Below are 19,774 nucleotides of genomic sequence, written 5' to 3' on the forward strand. Positions count from 1 at the left end.
ATGTTGGTCAATCAAGGTCTATTAGGAATTAAATATTGGACAGGGCAAGATGCTAACAGTGATGTTATGCGTCAGACCTTAAACGCTATTTTTGCTAAGTAAACGCCCTTTTTTGTTGAGCAGTAGTCAGGCCACATTGCACTATTGGCTGAGCCTCAAGCCACTTTAAGCTTGGAGGCTGTTAAACGTTTGTTAGCCCTTAAAGCGGATCCTGACACCTGCGTTGACAATAAATCCATCGTTACGTGACCAAATATCGGTGGTCCACTGACCATCTGGTGCTTGGGCGGGCAAAACCAAGGGGTCTTCTTTGGTCTGGCGAATATTAAGCAGATTTTCTGCATTGATAAACCAGCTGAATTGGCCCATGGTTATTTCACCCAATAAACCCAGGTGCCAATACGCTTTACTCGTAGCGCGATACGGATTGCCATCAAGGCGTTGATCGCCAGTATAATAGGCTTCAAAACCTACACGTCCTTCGCCGTGTCGCTCCCACATGGCAACCAAACCAGCAGAATGACGAGGTGTAAGCGCTATGCGCTGGCGTGTTTCACTGTTTACATCAAACTCGGTGGCGTCTAAAAACAGGTAACTGCCGGTTACTTTAACGTCTTGCCATTTATAACGTAACATCAGCTCAGAGCCGTAGATGCGAGATTTACCCCTTGCATTGACTAAACGAACGCGGTCCAGTGGTCCAGCGGTTTGCGACGAAAAGGCCTCCAACTCGGTCACACCCTCCACCATTGAGCTAAACAAGGTTAAGCTGGTTTCAAGTTGTTTATACTGATAAACCGCATCCAACGAAGATGTTACCGCGCTTTCTTCTTGAATATCACGTAAGGGCGCAAGGCGAGCAAGACCCGCCGCTTCAATCGCCTCAACAAAGGGCGTGGGGGCAAAATAACCTCGCCCATAGGATGCCCTGATAGTCCACTCATCGGGCCGGTAAAGTAAAGAAATGCGTGGGCTGAACTGCGTGCCAAATTCGCTATGATCGTCTAAGCGACCACTCAACGAACTTGATAGTTGCTCGCTGATTTCATAATCGGCTTGAGCAAAGATGCCAGGTACGTCGTAGCGATAGTTGAAGCTGGGAAAATCCGCTGATTGAAAACGATCAGATTGCAAGGCAACGCCGACCACCCATTGAGTGCTTAAGGTGTAGCCGGCAACGGCACTTTCAAGTAGATAACTTTCGTGACGGTCGTCATCTACGACCTCTCCAAACTGTTTGTTATGATTTTGCACCATGGCCGAACTACGCAAAGACCAATCTAAGGCTTCACTTAAGGGCACGTTTGCAATCATACCTGCATCAAAGCGTTCGCTGTCTTGGTTTTGCACAAAGGCATTACCATCAGGAGTGGTGCGGCCAGATATCGTGCCACCTTGACGCTCCTCTGTCATGAAACCAGCTGTCGCGTATAGGTTTGCGCCGTTTTCACCTTGCCAAAACACACGGGGTCTTGCGGTAAAACGTTCATAGCCCGCCAGATCAATCCATCCATCATCGTCAAAATCCTGCGTGCTTTGATGATGGCCACCGAGGGTCAACGAAGCCCCTAGCGAATCATTGACGGGCGATGCAACGTACCCAGTGATATCTTGTCCATCTCGTGATGTCGCGTTTAAAAGCAACTCGCCTTCTGCCTCATCTTTAGGCTTACGTGAAATTAAATTGATCACTCCGCCCATCGCCGACCCCCCGTAAAGGGATGATGCTGAGCCTTTAATGATTTCGACCCCAGATAAATCAGTTGGAGGAATTTGCAGCAAACCAATAGAGGCGGCCTGGCCTCCGTAAAGCGGTAACCCATCATTCAGTAGCTGGGTGTAACGACCATACAGGCCTTGTAAACGAATATTCGCACTACCGAGAGCCGGAGAGGTGGTTTGAACTCGTACCCCACCTGTTTCTGCCACTAGCATAGAAATATTACCCGGGCGCATCATGGCTTTTTCTTCGAGCTCTTCTTGATTAATAATTTCTACACGGATGGGCTCATCATTGACTGAGCGCCCTAAACGGGTTGATAACACAACGATAGATTCGACCTCTTCGTCATGCTCGTGGTGTTCGCCCTCATCTTCATGCGCCTCTTTTGGCTCGTCATGCTCGTGAGAGTGTTGTTGCTGAGGGACTTGTTGAGAAGCGCTTAGCTCTGGGACCCGACTATCGAAGGCACTATTGGCGCGTGATTCAAAACTCCCAAGCAGATTAAAAATGATAAAAAGTACGCTGGTAGTTTGGTGTGTAGATAAAGAAAACATCGTATGGCTATCCTTAAACGAAGAAAAATAAGGCTCTGTGCAGTGTAATATTGCTAAAAAATAAAGCCTCGAACAATAGCATTAAAGCCAAGGTCGACCGAGGAGATTTAAGGGCCAATTTATAGCGGCGAGCGACAAACTCGTTGGACTTTATTCTCTAGATCACCGCTATCACTGATGTCGTTAAATTGAATGTTTGGTGACATAATTTGTTTTAAGGCTTTTTAGCCAAAAAGATAGTGTGTTTACTGCCCTTACCTGGGCGCGAACGCACGATACGAGTATCTACCTTAAAACCAGCGTTTTTCAAACGTACAGTGAACAAATAATCAGGACCGGCTGACCACACCGCAAGCCTGCCGCCAGGGCGCAAGGTGGTAAAAATACTCTCTAATCCTTCAATTGAATAAATCCAATTGTTATCCGCATGAGTGAGGCCTTCAGGGCCGTTGTCGACATCAAGCAAAATGGCATCAAAGGTGGGCGTGTTGCTCACTAACAGCTGTTTGACATCACCGATGTGTACTTGTGTACGCGGATCAGCTAAGGGGTTTTTAGCACAAGCGCCTAAAGGACCTTGGTTCCATTTAACGACTTCTGGGATAAGTTCTGCCACGGTGACCAGTGCGCTACTGTTTACCGCTTTTAATGCGGCCGCCAAGGTATATCCCATGCCAAGTCCACCAACCAAAACGTGCGCTTTATCGGTATGTGTGAGGTGAGCACAACCAAGCTCAGACAGGACTTTTTCAGAGTTAAACACTCGGCTATTCATTAACTCACCGCGTACCCCTGACAAACGAATTGAAAACTCGTCACCTCGCTGCATAAATTTTAATTCGCCGCCATTGTTGGGAATGTGGGCGCTATCTAGATGGGTCCAAGGGATCATATTCTGCCTAATCGATATGTAAAATACGCACTAATACCAATTGGTATAAATAAGCCGCGCACAGTAGCATATTTTGCGGCGTTTACCTCGTGGATTACGTCATTATCTTCAGTTTTAATGGCGTTAAGGCCATTGGCATAAGGGATTTAGTTTACAGCGCATAACATAAGTCGCTAAAAAATAAAATGCTACAAATGATTAACAAAGCCGATTAGGTCAATCTGTTTTTCCAGCTCTGCTATTTGCTCATTGCTATCTATGCTTATCAGCGGACATCAGTGCAACAACAGGACAACTATTATGCTGAAAAAACCGCTCCATATCCTTACTGCTATTTCATTGGCGCTTACGCCACTGCTTAGCTCGCAGTCAGCTTTTGCTGAAGGCGAACCTAAAACCAATCAATTTTGGTGGCCTAAACAACTTAACCTTCAACCTTTACGCCAGAATGACCCAGCGTCTAATCCACTTGGTGCATCATTTGATTATGCCCAAGCTTTTAACAAACTTGATCTTGAAGCTGTCAAAAAAGATATCACTGAAGTATTGACCACCTCACAAGATTGGTGGCCTGCAGATTATGGCCATTATGGGCCTTTCTTTGTGCGCATGGCGTGGCACAGCACAGGCACCTATCGTATGTCTGACGGTCGAGGCGGCGGTGCAGGCGGACAACAACGTTTTGAACCCCTTAACAGCTGGCCAGACAACGTTAACCTAGACAAAGCACGCCGTTTACTGTGGCCGATTAAGCAAAAATATGGCCGCAGTATTTCGTGGGCTGATTTGATGGTGTTAACTGGTAACGTGGCGATGGAGTCCATGGGCTTTACCATTTTTGGTTTTGCCGGTGGCCGTGAAGATGACTTCGAGCCTGACCTCGTATATTGGGGACCAGAAAAAGAATGGCTTGGTGGAGATGAACGTTACAGTGGTGAAAGAAAGCTAGAAAAACCTCTAGCGGCTGTGCAAATGGGCTTGATTTACGTAAACCCAGAAGGCCCAAATGGTAATCATGATCCGATATCAGCTGCTGCTGATATTCGTGATACCTTTGGTCGCATGGCAATGAACGATGAAGAAACGGTTGCTTTGATTGCAGGTGGACATACCTTCGGTAAGGCGCACGGTGCGCACAAACCGGAAGAATGTGTGGGCGACGCTCCCGCTGCGGCTGGGGTTGAAGAGCAAGGTTTTGGCTGGAAAAACAAATGTGGTAAGGGCAACGCTGAAGATACAGTCACCAGTGGTTTAGAAGGTGCTTGGTCAGTGAGTCCCACTCAATGGACCATGCAATATTTGGATAACCTCTTTGGTTTTGAGTGGGTAAAAACCCTCAGTCCAGCGGGTGCGACGCAGTGGATACCGAAAGACGGTGCCGCCGCTAATTTAGTACCTGACGCGCATGTGGCAGGTAAGCGTCATGCGCCGATTATGTTCACTACGGATTTAGCCTTAAAAGAAGATCCAAGTTACAACAAAATCGCTAAAGCGTTTCATGAAGATCCTAAAGCCTTTGAACTGGCGTTTTCAAAAGCGTGGTTTAAGTTAACGCATCGCGATATGGGGCCAAGAGCACGTTACATCGGTACCGATGCGCCCAAAGTGGATTTGATTTGGCAAGACCCGATTCCAGCTGTCGACTATAAACTGGTTAGTAGTAAAGACGTTGAAAAGCTTAAAAAAGCCATTCTAAAGTCTGACTTAACGGGGCCAGAGATGATCAGAACGGCGTGGTCAGCGGCCTCTAGTTTCCGTGGTACGGACATGCGTGGCGGTGTAAATGGGGCACGCATAGCCTTAGCACCACAAAAAGACTGGGCAGCCAATAATCCACAAGAAGTGGCAAAGGTGCTGGGTGTATTAAGCAGCATTCAGAACGACTTCAATAAAAACGCCAGAGGCGGTAAGCAAATATCCTTGGCTGACTTGATTGTATTAGCGGGTTCAACTGCGGTTGAAGAAGCGGCTAAACAAGGTGGATATAAACTATCGGTACCTTTCGCGCCTGGTCGTAACGATACAACGCAAGAGCAAACCGATGTTGAATCTTTTGCGGTGCTCGAACCTCACGCAGATGGTTTCAGAAACTATTTTGCCGAAGGTAACACGCTTTCGCCTGCCCAGTTGTTAGTAGACAAAGCCAATATGTTGACCTTAACTGTGCCGGAAATGACGGTGTTAGTTGGTGGCCTGCGCGCACTTGATGCCAATATAGCAGGCAGCAAACATGGCGTACTTACCAGTAAACCGGGCGTATTAAGCAATGACTTTTTTGTTAACTTGCTAGATATGTCAACCATGTGGCGCAAGTCTGATACAACGGAAGGGTTATACCAAGGTTACGATCGTAAAAGTGGTGAATTACGTTGGACTGCAACGCCTGTTGACTTGTTGTTCGGTTCAAACTCAGAGTTAAGAGCGGTGTCTGAAGTGTATGCGTCAGACGATGCTCGTCAGCAGTTCGCCGATGACTTTGTTAAAGCCTGGACTAAAGTGATGCGCTTAGATCGCTTCGACATGATGTAAACACCCCCTAAAACATAGTGGAGTAAAAAGGCGATCAGTGGATCGCCTTTTTTGTGACGTTTACGATGCCACACAAAAAGCTGGCTAGTAGCAAAAACAGCCGAAGCATAGACGGGATACTTTGTTATAAAGTTGGAGTATTTAGGCGTATCGCTAAACCAAGGTCATCGGCATGATAAGGAGACCCTTACATTAACAGTCTCATATCAGCAGTATACGATGAGCTAAGCAGTAAATGGGTTAAATCTGTTATCATCGCGATTTTGCTACTCAAAGTGGGTAAATAGGACGCCAATGCACAGTAACAATCACAATCACTCTCCGTTTTGGCTATGCCCCAGTTGTCACAATCCACTCTTGCTGCAAGACAAGGTATGGCGTTGTGACAAGCAACACAGTTTTGATTGTGCCAAAGAGGGTTACGTTAATTTATTATTAGCCCAGCAAAAGAGCAGTAAAGATCCTGGCGACAACAAAGAGATGGTCGCTGCCAGAAGAGCGTTTTTAGCACAAGATCACTATTTACCTTTGGCCAGCAAAATAGCTGAGCTGCTATTTGTGGCGCTAAAGAGTGATAAGACGGCCGCTGAGAAACAAGCAGTCTATTCGATTTATGATGCGGGATGTGGTGAGGGTTACTACCTTGCTACCATTCGCAGCATGTTGGCTGAAAAAGGCTTCACGCTTAATGCCAGCGGCAGTGATATTTCAAAATCTGCTATTCAAAAAGCGGCGAAAAAATATAAAGATATTCAGTATGCGGTAGCCAGTAGTTTTAATTTACCGCTTACGGATGACAGCCAAGATGCGCTGATTCAGGTATTTGCTCCTAGTGATAGTTCACAAGTGAGCCGAGTGCTAAAAAGTGGGGGGCTATGGCTCAAGGTTACCCCAGCCAGTCAGCATTTATTTGAACTGAAACAATACGTCTACGAGCACGCGGTAAGTCATGATGTTGACACATCCATACCCGCTCACTTCAATCTAGTAAGTCAACATCGTTTAGCCTTTACCTTACGCTTAGACTCTGATTCAGAGCGTGAAAGTTTATTGATGATGACACCATTCTACTGGACTATATCAGCAGACAAAAAGCGTGAATTACTGCAAGACCTAAAGACAGTAAGTGCTGACTTTGACATTACCTTAATGATCAATAACAAAGACTAATATTAGCTATCAAGGCGCATAAAAAAGGGAGGCTGAGGCCTCCCTTCTTATTTAAATCGTTTCTTGCTTGTATTTATGACGCTTAATTTTTTTGCTTCGCTGAAAATCGACTGAGCTTTTTAATCGCCTGACTGAGCAAGTTAACATCTACCTGATTAAATACCTCTTCGCCGGTTTGTAAGTCATAAGCTCTAACATTACCGTTACTTAAGACTTCAAAGCGGTTAGTCGGCGTAAACAGCATCACTCGGTTACCTTTAGTACTGACCACATAATCAGACGTATTAGCATGGGTTAAACTGGTGCCAGTGCTATACGCTTTGGCAGGCGCATTACACCCTAATAAACGCAGGGCGGTTGGGGCCAAATCTTCACGATTAGAAATACTGTGATTTACACTAAAGTTGGTCATTAAACTTTGTGAAAAGTTGGTATTATTGGCAAAGGTACTGAGCATTATTTTATACTCATTGACTACGTTTTGGGCAAGTAGCTCAGTGAGTTGCTCGCTATCAATAAAACCAACAGAGAGATTGCTGGTGCCGGAATTTAGGCCCAATTTAAAGTCTTGCCATGATTGCTTAAAGTCAGACCAACTAGCGTCTTTATTACTCTCTTTATTTAAATACACCGATACGTTTAGGCCTTGGGTTTGCGGCAAATCAAACAGAATGGGTGTATAGCCTTTTAGCGCATTGTGATACAGCTCTGGCAGACCATACACAACCGAGCTAATGGCATTGTCAGTGCTACTGTTAACACCGAAGTTATTCTCAACGCGCATCAAACCGGGCAAGCTAGCTGGCAGGTCACCGTCCATTACAATTAATATCGCCACTTTGTTCGCGCTATCCACTGGGCAGTAAATAGGCTCACTGGGGTAGGCGATACCGGTAATATTTTGATTAAACTGTAACTCTTTGCGCTGTTGGTAATCTTCAATATCAAGCAAGTTATACTTTGCCAATAAGGTTTTGGCTTTTGCTGGATATGAAAGAGGGAACATATCGTCTTGGCGCACAATAGGTTGATACAGATTAGCATCAGCCCAAACGTGCATGGCATGACTCGCGACAAAACAGGTCACAAAAAAAGTGGTAATAGGTAAGCCTAATTTACGCTTTTGCAGGCGCTCAATACGTTTCCATAAGGCGTTGGCCACAATAAGCTGAAAGGATAACCACACCACGAACAGTAAAAACAAAAATCCCCACTGTTGCCAGCCAAATTCGGCTAAGGCGGTTTGTGCTTCGTCACGTATTAAGTTGGCAGAACCAAAACTAAGGTGTACGCCATATTTGTTATACAGCAGTGCATCAAAGGCCAATAAAGCCAGCGCAATCGCGGCGGTTACCGAGGCGGTGACTTTGACCACTTTGGCGTTTTTAACCCAATAACACATGGGCAGAATTAAAATAACAAAACCAAAAAAGGTCAGAAAGCCGATGTGGCTGAACCAGTTAGTAAATAAATATAAGGTGCCCAGCGGTGTACCTGGAGCAGGTGAGTTCAATATATAAATCGCCGCAATTATAATGGCAATAACAATATTGAGCAGTGTAAACCAATGTCCCCAATTAACTAATTGGGTGACTAATTTGCGACGTGGCGTTTCAACTAAAATCATAGAACTTTTTTATTTTCCATTGATACTTTTAAGTAGCACTTGTGTAAACTGTTCGGCCATTTTAGCCCGCTGATTATCTGGTACTTGTTGTTGAAAAATAGTGGTTAAGATATTACCTAGTACCATGAGCGATAAATCGCGATTTACTTGATGTTTTTCCAGCACAACAATAATGTCATGCATGATGGTTTCAAACTGATTGTCAGAATATTTTGATTGTTGTGGCATGTAAAATAACTCAGAAAATAATGGCGAGTGCAATTAGCGAGATAGTAACAATGCACGGGGAAAAATGCGAATAAACCTCGCGTTTTGGCCTAACATAGTTAGTGCACTTAATTTTAATCGATTCGTAATAGCGCAAAAGGATATACCGTGAGTGCTCTAATACACCACTTTGTTGTACACCAACTTAGTATTAACCAACAACAAGAGTTGGTATTAATTCCTCGAAATAGCTGTTTTGACGTCAGTCCAGCCATTGAAGATTTAGCGCAGCAAATTAATCATGCGTTTAACGTAAAACCTGCCAAAGGTGTAGGTGGTTTTGTTGAACCAGCAGCAGAAGACGACGAGCCTCAAGTACCGTTTGCTGAGATGTTAAAAGAAGCCATTCGTGATGAAGGTGACTTTGTTAAATTTAGCGTGAACGCAAGTGAACGCCTTAAAAAATCTCTGTTAGATACCGGCAGTGTTGAAACCGGTTTTGTTATTTTTAGTCACTATCAGTTTTTAGCCACGGATTATTTACTGATCGCTATTATCAACACTAAGCAACACGTTGAAATCAACAGTGCACTTGAACTCACTGCCAGTGACCATCTAGATTTGGCTAAAATGCAGTTAGCGGTACGTATCGATTTAACGCAGCTAAGCGTGATGCCTGAACAACAGCGCTATATCAGCTTTATCAAAGGTCGGATGGGTCGTAAAGTCTCTGACTTCTTCATGCACTTCATTGGCTGTGAAGAATTGGTTGATATCAAACAACAAAACAAGCAGTTACTGAATACGGTTGATGCATACTTAGCCGCTGAAGCGCTTGATCCGCAAGAAAAAAATCAAGCCCGTCAAAAGGTTGCAGAATACTACAAAGAAAAGCTCGAACACGGTGAAGATATTCAGGTGAAAGAGTTGGCCAGCAAACTGCCAGGTGAAGAAAACAGCTTTTACCAATTTAATCAAAACGCTGAAAAACCCGTTGAAGAAACCTTTCAAGCTGACCGCAGTGCGCTTAAAACCCTCGCTAAGTTCAGTGGCGCAGGGGGGGGCATTACCTTGAGTTTTGAGCGCAGTTTATTAGGTGACCGTATCAGTTACGATGCATCTAGTGATACCCTGATGATCCGTGGCATTCCGCCTAATTTGAAAGACCAATTAACCAAGTCACAAAGCTGACAGATTATAATGACTCGATATACTTACGAAACAGTGACAGAGGACAACGGACGCAACCATGCAATTATTTGTTAACGATTTAACCGTGATGGATTTTTCTTATCTTTGCCCAGAAAGAGGCATGGTAGGCGAAAGCTGGATTGTCGATGTGATCCTAAACGGTGACCTTAATGAAGAAAGCATGGTGCTGGATTTTTCTAAGGTTAAAAAACAATTAAAATATTTAATCGATTTGCACATCGATCATAAGCTATTAGTACCGGTCGAGCATGCTTACACTCAGCTAGAGCGCAATAACAAAACCGATTACGTCAAAGTAGATTTTTTGCGCCCGGGTGGCCGCTCGATTCATTTAAATTGTCCCGCCGAAGCGTATGCCTTTGTGTATGCTGACAACGTCACGATGCCCAGCGTCAGTGACTATCTTAAGGACGTGATTGCCACGCACCTACCTGACAACGTAGAAGGTATTGAGTTGATGCTCCGTGCTGAAGTGATCAATACGCCCTATTATCACTACACCCATGGTTTGAAAAAACACGACGGAAATTGCCAGCGTATCGCCCATGGTCATCGTTCAAAAGTGGTGGTGTTTACTAACGAGCAAGAAAACCTTGAGTTAGAAGCGTATTGGGCACAACGCTGGCAAGATATCTACATCGGCTCATCAGAAGACATTGTTGATGAAACACAAGTCTGTTTTACTTTAAGCGAAGGGGATTTTTCACAGCACTGGTTATTTGCGTATGAGTCTTCACAAGGGCGTTTTGAGCTGGCCATCCCCCAAGCCGAGTCTGAAATAATCGATACGGATACAACCGTAGAGTGTTTAGCCCAATTTATGGCCAATGAACACCAACGTTTAGCGCCGCAGCTTGCTTATAAAGTGTTGGCCTTTGAAGGTGTAGGTAAAGGGGCGATTGCCTATGCTTAGTAAACTGTTTTTTTGTGTGGGTTTGCTGCTTTCATCCAGCCTTTTTGCACAAGGATTTGAGTTAGTCGGGCAATTAACCCAAGGCAGTTTGCTACGCGGTGAATTAAAAAACGGATCTGAGCTAAAGCTCAATGGTAAGGATATTACCGTATCGTCAGAGGGCTATTTTGCCGTCGGCTTTGGGCGTGATGCCGAGCTCAGCCAGACCTTAAGCTGGAAAGACGCCAGCGGTAAACTTATGCAAAAAACGCTGCAACTTAGCCCACGGGAATATAACATTCAACGAATCGAAGGCGTGGCGGGAAAGTATGTTTCACCGCCCCCAGAAGTCACAGAACGCATCCGTTTAGATAACAGCCAAATAGCCGCTGCACGTCAACGTGATGATGATCGCAGCGACTTTATGCAAGACTTTATTTGGCCCGCACAAGGCCCGATAAGCGGTGTTTATGGCAGCCAGCGGGTGTTTAACGGTACACCAAAAAATCCTCACTACGGGGTAGATGTGGCTGGGCCGACAGGCACACCAGTGTATGCGCCAGCTGATGGCATTGTGACGCTTTTTGTGCCAGATATGTATTACTCTGGTGGCACCATGATCATTGACCATGGCTTAGGTGTTAGCTCAACGTTTTTACACTTAAGTAAGGGCTTAGTTGAACCAGGCACACCGGTAAAACAAGGGCAGTTAGTCGCTGAAATTGGTGCGACAGGCCGAGTGACAGGCGCGCATCTTGACTGGCGGATCAACTGGTTTGGTGAAAGGCTGGATCCTGCGTTGTTAGTGCCTAAACGCTAACACTTTGATTGTCGCTTTGCGACAATGCATGCGCGTTACTTACAAAGCAGCAGCATGTGCTTCGCACACTAAGCATGGCCTGCGGCCACTAAGATTATGCGCTGCGCTGCGCGCACCAAGCATGCGCTGGCGCTTATGGCATCCATGCCTAATTTCAAACCACGTCCCGTGGCTCGACTCACTTTTTACCAACAGCCGTAAAAAGTAAGCAAAAAGGGCCGCTCTCCAGCAAGGCTCTCACTCCGATTATTAACCAAATTAAGCAGGCCGCTTTTAGCTGTTCCCGACAGCGAATAGCTCAATTGGCTATCCCGCGCGGCGTCCGCATGCCAATTGACCTACTAAATTTAGCCAATAACCGGCGAGCCTTGAGTCGAGAGTACATGGCCTGAGGCCACCAAGACAATGCGCTTCGCTTACCGCAATCTATTGCGGATATGACATGTCATCCCTGACATGCCAGTTACTCTTTCTTCAACAGCTAAGAAAAGTAGGCAAAAGAAGCCGCCCCCACTAAACGTTCTGATCCTGAGTAGCTTGAATTTACCAAGCGGCTTTGACGTGTTCCCGACACGACAAAGCTAAACTGGCTTTCCCTGCCAGTTTGCTCAGTAAATTCTGGTGCAACTCAGGGAACGTTTATACGGGGAGAAAAAAACAAAATTTCTTCGAACTAGGATGCAAGTTGAGGACTACGTCGGCCGAAGAACGGCCCTTTTGGGTTACTTCTTCTGGCTGTTGAGAAGAAATGTCTGGCTGACCATGGATGGTCAGTCATATCCCGCATGGATGCGGGTAAGTAAAGCGCATGCCCTATCGAGTAGCGATACTTTGCCGGCCGCAGGCCAACTCTTTTATCTTTAAAAAACGATAAACCCCTCAAGTATGCACCGCACTCAGCGATACAGTACATAGGATATTGTTTGGAGTGTTTGTTTGCAGAATGTCAATTCGACAATTGAGTCTGGCTCGGTTTTTAGTGAGCAACTTAGGGACATTGAATATAACGGTGAGTTAAACCGCGCAGCCCAGCAGGGCGCTAAGTTTGCTTTACTGTTATCTATGCTTGAACAAAATATACTGTTTCGCCCACACATAGCAGCGGATGAAGCGCAAAGTCCAGCCTCTGACATTCCTTCACTTTCACATTATCGTAGTGCACCTTTAGCTGCGAATGTTGACTATTGGCAAGAGGTGGTACACACCGAGCGCTTTATTCAAAGGGGGGAGTTACAAAATGCAAGATTATGGTTGGCGATGCATCCCGAGCCTTTATCGCTGTTTAACGATGCGAAACACATTCCTGATGAGGTGCTAGAAAACTGTGCATTAACAACCCGTCAGCGTGTGAAGCCGGGTAATAATAGTGAGGTGGCCCAAGACCCCACTAAGCTGTTTGATTTATTGGCAGGCATTAATCAAACCGAGCCTATTGCAACAAGCGCTTAATAAAAAAGAGAGCCAATGCTCTCTTTTTTATCGTGGTATCAACCTAATTCAGTGTGCTCATGAATGACATTAAAGACATCTTTAAAGCTATGGGCAGTGGCGTTGATGTCCAAAGGAATACGTAAGGCGCGACCAATATCGACAGCTGAAATAACACCGCGAATATGTTTGTCGTTATCGTACACTAATAGATGTTGTTCGCCTAAGTTGCGCATGGTGGCCAATATATCACCTATGCTTGAGCCTTGAACTTTTTGTAGCTTCACCGCGTGTAAATCAGATACTTTGACCATCACATCAGTAAGGGCTATTTCAGAGCGTTTTACACCTTTTTGATTGGCCGTCATCAGTACCTTGCGACTCATCAAATCCGCTAAATTGACAATACCAATAAGGCTGAGGTGTTTGTCGACCACTAACTTTGAGCGCACATGAATTTTATTCATAATATTAATGGTTTCATCGATACTGGTATCGCCATCGATTATACGTGGGCTACGACGGCTAAAATCGGTCATGACAAAAGTTGCTGGACTATCAAGTTCTAGGGGTTCAACAACTTCATTTACGTTTAAGGTTTTTACTTGTGACAAGGGAATAGATACAAGTGTTTTGTATTTGCTCATGGTAATACTCCAACAATAACTAAATTAAAATAAGGGTTTAGTAGGTGTTAAAGTGAATAAGGCGGTGCGCGCGATTGAGGTACAGAGATGTCATGAAAATACACTGACAGCAATGTACTGAAATGAGGAATACTAAAAAATGAAGGAAGGTGCTTAGACGCTTGAGCTGGAATACCCAAGTCAAAATCGACATCTTCTGGGTGTAGATCTAAGAACGGTAATACATTTTGTTCAACTTTTGTAAAAGCGCTTTCGCTAGCGTTGGATTTGAAGCTCGCTTGCCACGTTAGCAAAATACAAACGATAGCACTTACCGTAATCCCCAAGAGGGAAGTACGTCTAACTTCTGTGTTAGTAAGTGTGCTCATTGTTTGCCTTAAAAATTATCAAAAGAAGTAAATAGACTCTTTATATTGCGCTATTTTACTGATGTTTCTTAACTCTACATTAAGCAATAGTGGTGCTGATAGGTTTATTCAATGCTAGATGGTTTTTTTTACGCTAATTTTACACTTAGACGTGATTATTTGTTAGAAGCGCTTAAAATATACACATTATTTATTGCGGTTGCTTGAATCACATGGCGCACTTTGTTAAATTCCACGCCCTTTTTTTGCTCTGGGATTACGCCCCAACTCGCAAGGTAATATTATGTCTAAATTTGTTGTTTGTGCCCTGTATAAATTTGTTACGTTAGAAAATTACGAAGCGCTACGTTTGCCCTTGCTGTCTTTTATGGAAGAAAGAAATATCAGAGGTACCTTACTCTTAGCCTCTGAGGGTATTAATGGAACGGTTTCTGGTACCCGTCAAACCATTGATGAATTACTCGCTTATTTAAACAGTGATCCTCGTCTAAAGCCAATATCGTTCAAAGAGTCATTAGATGAAACGCAACCCTTTCATCGCATCAAAGTAAAATTGAAAAAAGAAATCGTGACCATGGGCGTTGAAGGTATTGATCCGCTAAAAACGGTAGGTACGTATGTACAACCGTCAGATTGGAACGCCTTAATCTCTGATCCTGAAGTACTCGTCATCGATACCCGTAATGATTATGAAATAGAAATCGGTACCTTTACTAATGCGGTAAATCCCAATACCGAGTCATTTCGTGAATTTCCCCACTATGTAAAAGCGCATCTTGACCCAGCTAAAAACAAAAAAGTAGCGATGTTTTGCACCGGTGGTATTCGCTGTGAAAAATCCACTGCCTATTTGAAAGAGCAGGGTTTTGCTGAGGTGTATCATCTTGAAGGCGGTATTTTAAAATACCTAGAAGAAGTGCCCAAAGAGCAAAGTTTATGGCAGGGTGATTGTTTTGTATTTGATAATCGGGTTGCCGTTAATCATGATCTCGAGAAAAGCCACTACGACCAATGTTATGGTTGTCGTTTACCCATTACCGAAGAAGATAAGCACAGTCCGCAATTTGAAAAGGGCGTAAGCTGTCCCAAATGTTTTGGTACCCATAGCGAAGAGCAACTAGCCCGTTTTCGCGAAAGAGAAAAACAGGTTAACTTAGCCAAAGCGCGGGAAGAAGAGCATTTGGGATTAGATGCTCGCAAAGCAATTAAACATAGACGTCAGCAAAAAGCGGCTGTGCGCCGTGCTCAGCGAGCTGCTTTGGGCAAAAGTAACGGCTAATTGATGGTTTTAAGAGCAGAAAAAACAAGTGTTTGCATTACAGCCTAGACACTCGCTAGGCTTAAACGGTAAACTCACTGTAACAAAACTTAAATTGAATTGACTATGTCTGAACAAAATACGCTTTCCGCTGAAAAAGTTGCAGAAATCCGCAAAGAATTTGATTTTTTTGACACTGATGGCAATGGTGAAATTGGTCTTGCTGAATTTATCGATTTACTGACCATACTCTCGCCTAAAACTAAAGCTAGCCATGTTGAAGAAGGTTTTAACTTAATTGATGAGAACCACGATGGTTCAATTGATTTTGAAGAGTTTTTAGAATGGTGGCAGCAATCTTGGTGGGAATACTAAGCCCAGTTTGTTCATCAAAAAGCCCAATGAAACATTGGGCTTTTTAGTTTTTAAAGGGGGTAAGTGTTACTCTTGCTTAAAGCTCAAGCCTGCATTGTCTACCAAACGTTTAATGAGTTTGTCACCCATGGCCGGTGCTGTTGTCCAAATACCGCCTTTTGTGTCGGTGGCATCTTTGACTAAGCAAATAGCACTTTCTGCGATCATGCGTGATGTCGAGCCATAACCTGGGTCAAGTTCCCCTGAGACACTCACTTTGATTTGTTGTCCATTGGTATCGATACCGACAAATAATGCGTCGTAAAACCCTGCTTCACGTTCTTCTTTACTTGGCCCTTCGCCGGGTTTTGGCCCTTTGTCACCTGACATGCTTTTGTCAGAGGCAACAGCGTTTGCTATGGCTTCACCTTTTTCGCCTGGGCCGGTCATCAACATTTCATCGTAAACAAAATCTTCACCATATGCGTAATTAAGGAGGTGGTTAGAGCGGTGTACGTTACGAGTATTAATCGCTGCCATGATAAAGCTTGTTACCCAACTGCCCAAGTCTTCATCATAATAAGGTTTATTGCCGTGGGGCTGCTCTGTGCCCTGAAAACCTGGTGTAAGTGAAAAAGGATTGAGCAGCAATTGCATTTTTGTTGGATCTTGTTTGGCTGCCGCTAAAGTCGCTTTTAAACTTGCCGCGGTGCCGCCTGAAAAGGTGCCGCGCATTTTACGTACCCGGCCTTTCACGCGACTCACCGTATGGCCAAGTTGTTGTTTGGCGAGCTCTTGTAAGTGAAATACACCCAAATCAAAGGGAATAGAGTCAAAACCACAAGAAAACACAATTCGTGCGCCACTACTTTTTGCTGTTTCGCCATGGGCATCAATCATTTCACGCATCCAAACGGGTTCGCCACATAGGTCTACGTAATCTACCCCTTTGCTTGCACACATGGCGACGAGGTCTGAACCATATAATTGATAAGGCCCTACTGTGGTTAAGACGACTTTGGTCCGGTCTAGCATATGCTCCATGCTGACTTTATTTTCTGCGTCAGCTACCACTAAAGGTATGTCAGAGGGAGCGCCAATTTCATCACGAACTTGCGCTAGTTTTTGCTCGCTACGACCCGCCATTGCCCATTTTAGTGATGAGTCGTTGGCGTATTGCTTGACTAAATATTCTGCCACTAAACGGCCGGTAAACCCTGTCGCGCCATACACAACGAGATCAAATTCTTTTGACTTGTTCATGAGAGCTTCCTGTTGATAAAAGTTAACTATGAGTCGATATTCATATTCTAAAGCGCTTTATCTATTCGCTAAATTTATTTAAATAATATAGTTCCATTAACTAAGGTTATTAGTTATTTTGAGGCAAAAAAAAACGAACTCTATAAGTTCGTTTTTAATAGTGGCTTGAAGCCCTTTACTTAAGCGGTAACAATCTTACAAGCGTTGGTGCCGCCAACCGTTTCCATGGCGTCACCATAGGTCATGATGAACTGGTCGCCTTTTTCTATCAGACCTTTTTCGAGCATGATCGTCACCACGTCATTTTTTAATTGACCGGGGTCGCTGCCTCTTGAATCAAAAAACACTGGCTTGACGCCACGATATAAGGCCATCACGTTGAGGGTGGACTCATGACGCGAAAGAGCGTAAATCGGTAAGGAAGTGGTGATACGAGACATAAGCAGTGGCGTGCTACCACTTTCGGTCAAAGCTACAATGGCTTTGATGGTTTTTAAATGATTTGCAGCATATACCGCACTTAATGCCGTGGTTTCGCTAATGGTGTTAAAGCTTTCATCCATGCGATGTTTTGATATTTTGATGCTAGGATGGGTTTCAGCACCTTGACAAACACGAGCCATGGCGGCGACAGTTTCAACTGGAAACTCACCGGCTGCGGTTTCAGCTGACAACATCACTGCATCAGTTCCATCTAGTACTGCGTTGGCTACGTCCATGACTTCAGCGCGCGTTGGCATTGGGCTGGTGATCATCGATTCCATCATTTGCGTAGCAGTAATAACCACTTTATTTAGCTGACGTGAACGAGAAATCAGCTTTTTCTGTACGCCAACTAATTCAGCATCGCCAATTTCAACGCCTAGATCACCACGAGCAACCATGACCGCATCAGAGGCCTCAATAATATCATCCATGGCTTCGTCGCTGGCGACTGCTTCAGCGCGCTCTACTTTTGCACACATCATCGCCACACAACCCGCTTCTTCTGCAAGGCGACGGGCGTAACGCATGTCATCACCATTACGTGGAAACGACACTGCAAGGTAATCAACACCAATAATTGCTGCAGTTTTAATGTCTTCTTTATCTTTTTCAGTCAAAGCTTCAGCAGATAAGCCGCCGCCTAAACGGTTGATACCTTTATTGTTTGATAATTTACCGGCTACGGTGACTTCGGTATTAATTTTATTACCGTTAACGTCTATGACTTTTAACTGAATACGGCCATCATCCAACAACAAAATATCGCCAGAACTCACATCACCAGGCAGCGCTTTATAATCGATACCTACCGCTTGCTGATTTCCAGCACTGCGGTCCATATCAGCATCTAAAATGAATTTGTCGCCAATTTTAAGCACAATAGAATTGTTTTCGAACTTTGCCACACGAATTTTAGGTCCCTGTAAGTCACCTAAAATGGCGACATATTTACCTAGTTTTTTTGCTGCAGCTCTTACTCTGTTCGCTCGGTTGATATGGTCTTCTGCTGTGCCATGAGAGAAATTCATTCTGACCACATTTGCGCCAGCCGCGAGGATAGCTTCGATTTGTTCAACTGTGTCAGTAGATGGACCTAAAGTAGCGAGTATTTTTGTTCTTCGTAACATGATTACCTTGCCCTGTTTTGTTGGCGATTGTGGTGCTTAAAATTGAACAGCAAAAAATGAATCCTTCTTTGCCAGACTGCGTTATCTTTATTTGTTGTTATAAACTATCTGTTTTGTAATTTTATTACAAAATGGTAGTTCATTCATAACTTAAAGTGAATTATTTCAATTACTTTCTTTAATATATTGTAAAAAATCCGTGTTTGCGTAATCGCTTAATCATTTTTCTTGTCGAAACGGGAACCGCGCAGGGTGTCTTTGACGCGTTTTAAGTTTTCTCTAAACTTATTTCCTCTGCGCAAAGTAAAGCCAGTGGCCAATATGTCTATTAATGTGAGCTGAGCTATTCTGGAGGCCATGGGCATATACATGTCAGTGTCTTCGGGCACATCGAGTGACAAGACCAAATTACATTCTTTGCCTAAGGGGCTGTCTTTTGAGGTAATACCGACAACCGTTGCATCGTTACTGCGGGCTATTTGTGCTATCTCCACTAAGCTTTTGGTGCGCCCAGTATGAGAAATCAGCACTACTACATCATCTTCTGTACAGTTCATGCAGCTCATTCGTTGCATAAGTATGTCTTCGAAATACACAACTGGTACATTGAAGCGAAAAAATTTATTTAATGCATCATGAGCAACAGAAGCTGAAGCACCCAAGCCAAAGAACGAAATCTTTTGCGCTTGAGTAAGCAAATCTACCACGCGGTTGATCGTATGAATGTCGACTGATTGGCGCGCTACCTCTAGAGAGGCCATGGTTGATTCAAAGATTTTCTTGGTGTATTCCTCTGGACCGTCGTGTTCTTCTACGTGTCGGTTCACGTAGGGCGTACCGTTAGCCAAGCTTTGAGCAAGATGCAATTTAAAATCAGGGTAGCCCTTGGTATCTAGGCGCCGACAAAAACGGTTTACCGTCGGTTCACTGACATCAGCCATTTTGGCTAACGTAGCAATACTACTGTGGATCGCAGTTTGAGGATTAGCGAGAATGACTTCAGCTACTTTGCGTTCAGATTTACTAAACGCAGCGTTGTGTTGGGTTATTTTTTCTAGAATATTCATACTTGCATCAAAAACTTCATTATAATTGTTTTTTGTAGCTGTACTTTAACATTGTACATAGCTACCCGGGTACTAAAGTTGTAATTAATTAACAGAAACACTTCCATTTTACGCCTCTTTTTGGGTAAATAAAGGGGTTTTTGTGGTGGT

Annotated in this window: 18 protein-coding genes; 9 read left to right on the forward strand and 9 right to left on the reverse strand. The window is 44.2% G+C overall.

From position 1 onward, the window contains the following. A complete protein-coding gene (locus NWQ57_RS19765; protein ID WP_306023976.1) occupies nucleotides 1-102 on the forward strand; it encodes a hypothetical protein in 102 nt (33 codons plus the stop codon). Between the two features lie 90 nt (nucleotides 103-192). Here NWQ57_RS19765 and NWQ57_RS19770 read toward each other — a convergent pair whose 3' ends face one another. Continuing rightward, a complete protein-coding gene (locus tag NWQ57_RS19770) occupies nucleotides 193-2,277 on the reverse strand; it encodes a TonB-dependent siderophore receptor (protein ID WP_306023907.1) in 2,085 nt (694 codons plus the stop codon). Between the two features lie 214 nt (nucleotides 2,278-2,491). Continuing rightward, nucleotides 2,492-3,169, reverse strand: a complete 678-nt coding sequence (locus tag NWQ57_RS19775) for a hypothetical protein (protein WP_306023908.1) — start codon at nucleotides 3,167-3,169, stop codon at nucleotides 2,492-2,494. A 300-nt stretch (nucleotides 3,170-3,469) separates the two neighbouring features. Here NWQ57_RS19775 and katG point away from each other — a divergent pair, with 300 nt between their 5' ends. Together katG and NWQ57_RS19785 are read left to right on the forward strand one after the other, a co-directional pair. After that, entirely contained in the window at nucleotides 3,470-5,698 is a 2,229-nt protein-coding gene (gene katG, locus NWQ57_RS19780) for a catalase/peroxidase HPI (RefSeq protein ID WP_306023909.1), read from the forward strand. 294 nt (nucleotides 5,699-5,992) lie between these two features. Next, a complete protein-coding gene (locus tag NWQ57_RS19785) occupies nucleotides 5,993-6,868 on the forward strand; it encodes a putative RNA methyltransferase (protein WP_306023910.1) in 876 nt (291 codons plus the stop codon). Between the two features lie 82 nt (nucleotides 6,869-6,950). Here NWQ57_RS19785 and NWQ57_RS19790 read toward each other — a convergent pair whose 3' ends face one another. Beyond that, nucleotides 6,951-8,495 carry a DUF3413 domain-containing protein gene (locus NWQ57_RS19790; protein ID WP_306023911.1) on the reverse strand — a complete coding sequence of 515 codons (1,545 nt, stop codon included), beginning with the start codon at nucleotides 8,493-8,495 and terminating at the stop codon, nucleotides 6,951-6,953. Between the two features lie 9 nt (nucleotides 8,496-8,504). Further along, the gene (locus NWQ57_RS19795; RefSeq protein WP_306023912.1) at nucleotides 8,505-8,723 is read right to left on the reverse strand and encodes a DUF1414 domain-containing protein; all 219 of its coding nucleotides are present in this window, start codon (nucleotides 8,721-8,723) and stop codon (nucleotides 8,505-8,507) included. Nucleotides 8,724-8,870: 147 nt separating this feature from the next. Here NWQ57_RS19795 and yejK point away from each other — a divergent pair, with 147 nt between their 5' ends. From yejK to NWQ57_RS19815, 4 genes are all read left to right on the forward strand, one after another. Then, entirely contained in the window at nucleotides 8,871-9,893 is a 1,023-nt protein-coding gene (yejK, locus tag NWQ57_RS19800) for a nucleoid-associated protein YejK (RefSeq protein WP_306023913.1), read from the forward strand. A gap of 58 nt (nucleotides 9,894-9,951) precedes the next feature. After that, nucleotides 9,952-10,827 carry a 6-carboxytetrahydropterin synthase gene (locus NWQ57_RS19805; protein WP_306023914.1) on the forward strand — a complete coding sequence of 292 codons (876 nt, stop codon included), beginning with the start codon at nucleotides 9,952-9,954 and terminating at the stop codon, nucleotides 10,825-10,827. After that, entirely contained in the window at nucleotides 10,820-11,626 is an 807-nt protein-coding gene (locus tag NWQ57_RS19810; protein WP_306023915.1) for a M23 family metallopeptidase, read from the forward strand. Before NWQ57_RS19805 ends, NWQ57_RS19810 begins: the two co-directional genes overlap by 8 nt. A gap of 936 nt (nucleotides 11,627-12,562) precedes the next feature. Continuing rightward, nucleotides 12,563-13,075, forward strand: coding sequence for a VC2046/SO_2500 family protein (locus NWQ57_RS19815; RefSeq protein WP_306023916.1), 513 nt, complete (start codon nucleotides 12,563-12,565; stop codon nucleotides 13,073-13,075). 38 nt (nucleotides 13,076-13,113) lie between these two features. Here the strand turns inward: NWQ57_RS19815 and NWQ57_RS19820 are convergent, their stop codons facing one another. Both NWQ57_RS19820 and NWQ57_RS19825 read right to left on the reverse strand, forming a co-directional pair. Further along, complete coding sequence (locus tag NWQ57_RS19820) at nucleotides 13,114-13,701, reverse strand: CBS domain-containing protein (protein ID WP_306023917.1); 588 nt, start codon at nucleotides 13,699-13,701, stop codon at nucleotides 13,114-13,116. A gap of 47 nt (nucleotides 13,702-13,748) precedes the next feature. Continuing rightward, complete coding sequence (locus NWQ57_RS19825; RefSeq protein WP_306023918.1) at nucleotides 13,749-14,069, reverse strand: hypothetical protein; 321 nt, start codon at nucleotides 14,067-14,069, stop codon at nucleotides 13,749-13,751. A gap of 283 nt (nucleotides 14,070-14,352) precedes the next feature. Between NWQ57_RS19825 and NWQ57_RS19830 the strand changes: the two genes are divergently transcribed. Together NWQ57_RS19830 and NWQ57_RS19835 are read left to right on the forward strand one after the other, a co-directional pair. Further along, nucleotides 14,353-15,348, forward strand: a complete 996-nt coding sequence (locus tag NWQ57_RS19830) for a rhodanese-related sulfurtransferase (RefSeq protein ID WP_306023919.1) — start codon at nucleotides 14,353-14,355, stop codon at nucleotides 15,346-15,348. A gap of 105 nt (nucleotides 15,349-15,453) precedes the next feature. Further along, nucleotides 15,454-15,702, forward strand: coding sequence for an EF-hand domain-containing protein (locus tag NWQ57_RS19835; RefSeq protein ID WP_306023920.1), 249 nt, complete (start codon nucleotides 15,454-15,456; stop codon nucleotides 15,700-15,702). Between the two features lie 66 nt (nucleotides 15,703-15,768). On the opposite strand, the gene NWQ57_RS19840 is transcribed toward NWQ57_RS19835, so the two are convergent. The 3 genes from NWQ57_RS19840 to NWQ57_RS19850 all read right to left on the reverse strand — a co-directional run bounded on the left by NWQ57_RS19840 (nucleotide 15,769) and on the right by NWQ57_RS19850 (nucleotide 19,624). After that, nucleotides 15,769-16,944 carry a trans-acting enoyl reductase family protein gene (locus tag NWQ57_RS19840; protein WP_306023921.1) on the reverse strand — a complete coding sequence of 392 codons (1,176 nt, stop codon included), beginning with the start codon at nucleotides 16,942-16,944 and terminating at the stop codon, nucleotides 15,769-15,771. A gap of 179 nt (nucleotides 16,945-17,123) precedes the next feature. Beyond that, nucleotides 17,124-18,557 (reverse strand): pyruvate kinase, encoded by a 1,434-nt coding sequence (gene pyk, locus NWQ57_RS19845; protein ID WP_306023922.1) that lies wholly within the window; start codon nucleotides 18,555-18,557, stop codon nucleotides 17,124-17,126. Nucleotides 18,558-18,772: 215 nt separating this feature from the next. Further along, complete coding sequence (locus tag NWQ57_RS19850) at nucleotides 18,773-19,624, reverse strand: MurR/RpiR family transcriptional regulator (RefSeq protein ID WP_306023923.1); 852 nt, start codon at nucleotides 19,622-19,624, stop codon at nucleotides 18,773-18,775. Nucleotides 19,625-19,774 lie beyond the last annotated feature (150 nt).

Source organism: Paraglaciecola sp., from assembly GCF_030730205.1.
Lineage (GTDB): Bacteria > Pseudomonadota > Gammaproteobacteria > Enterobacterales > Alteromonadaceae > Paraglaciecola.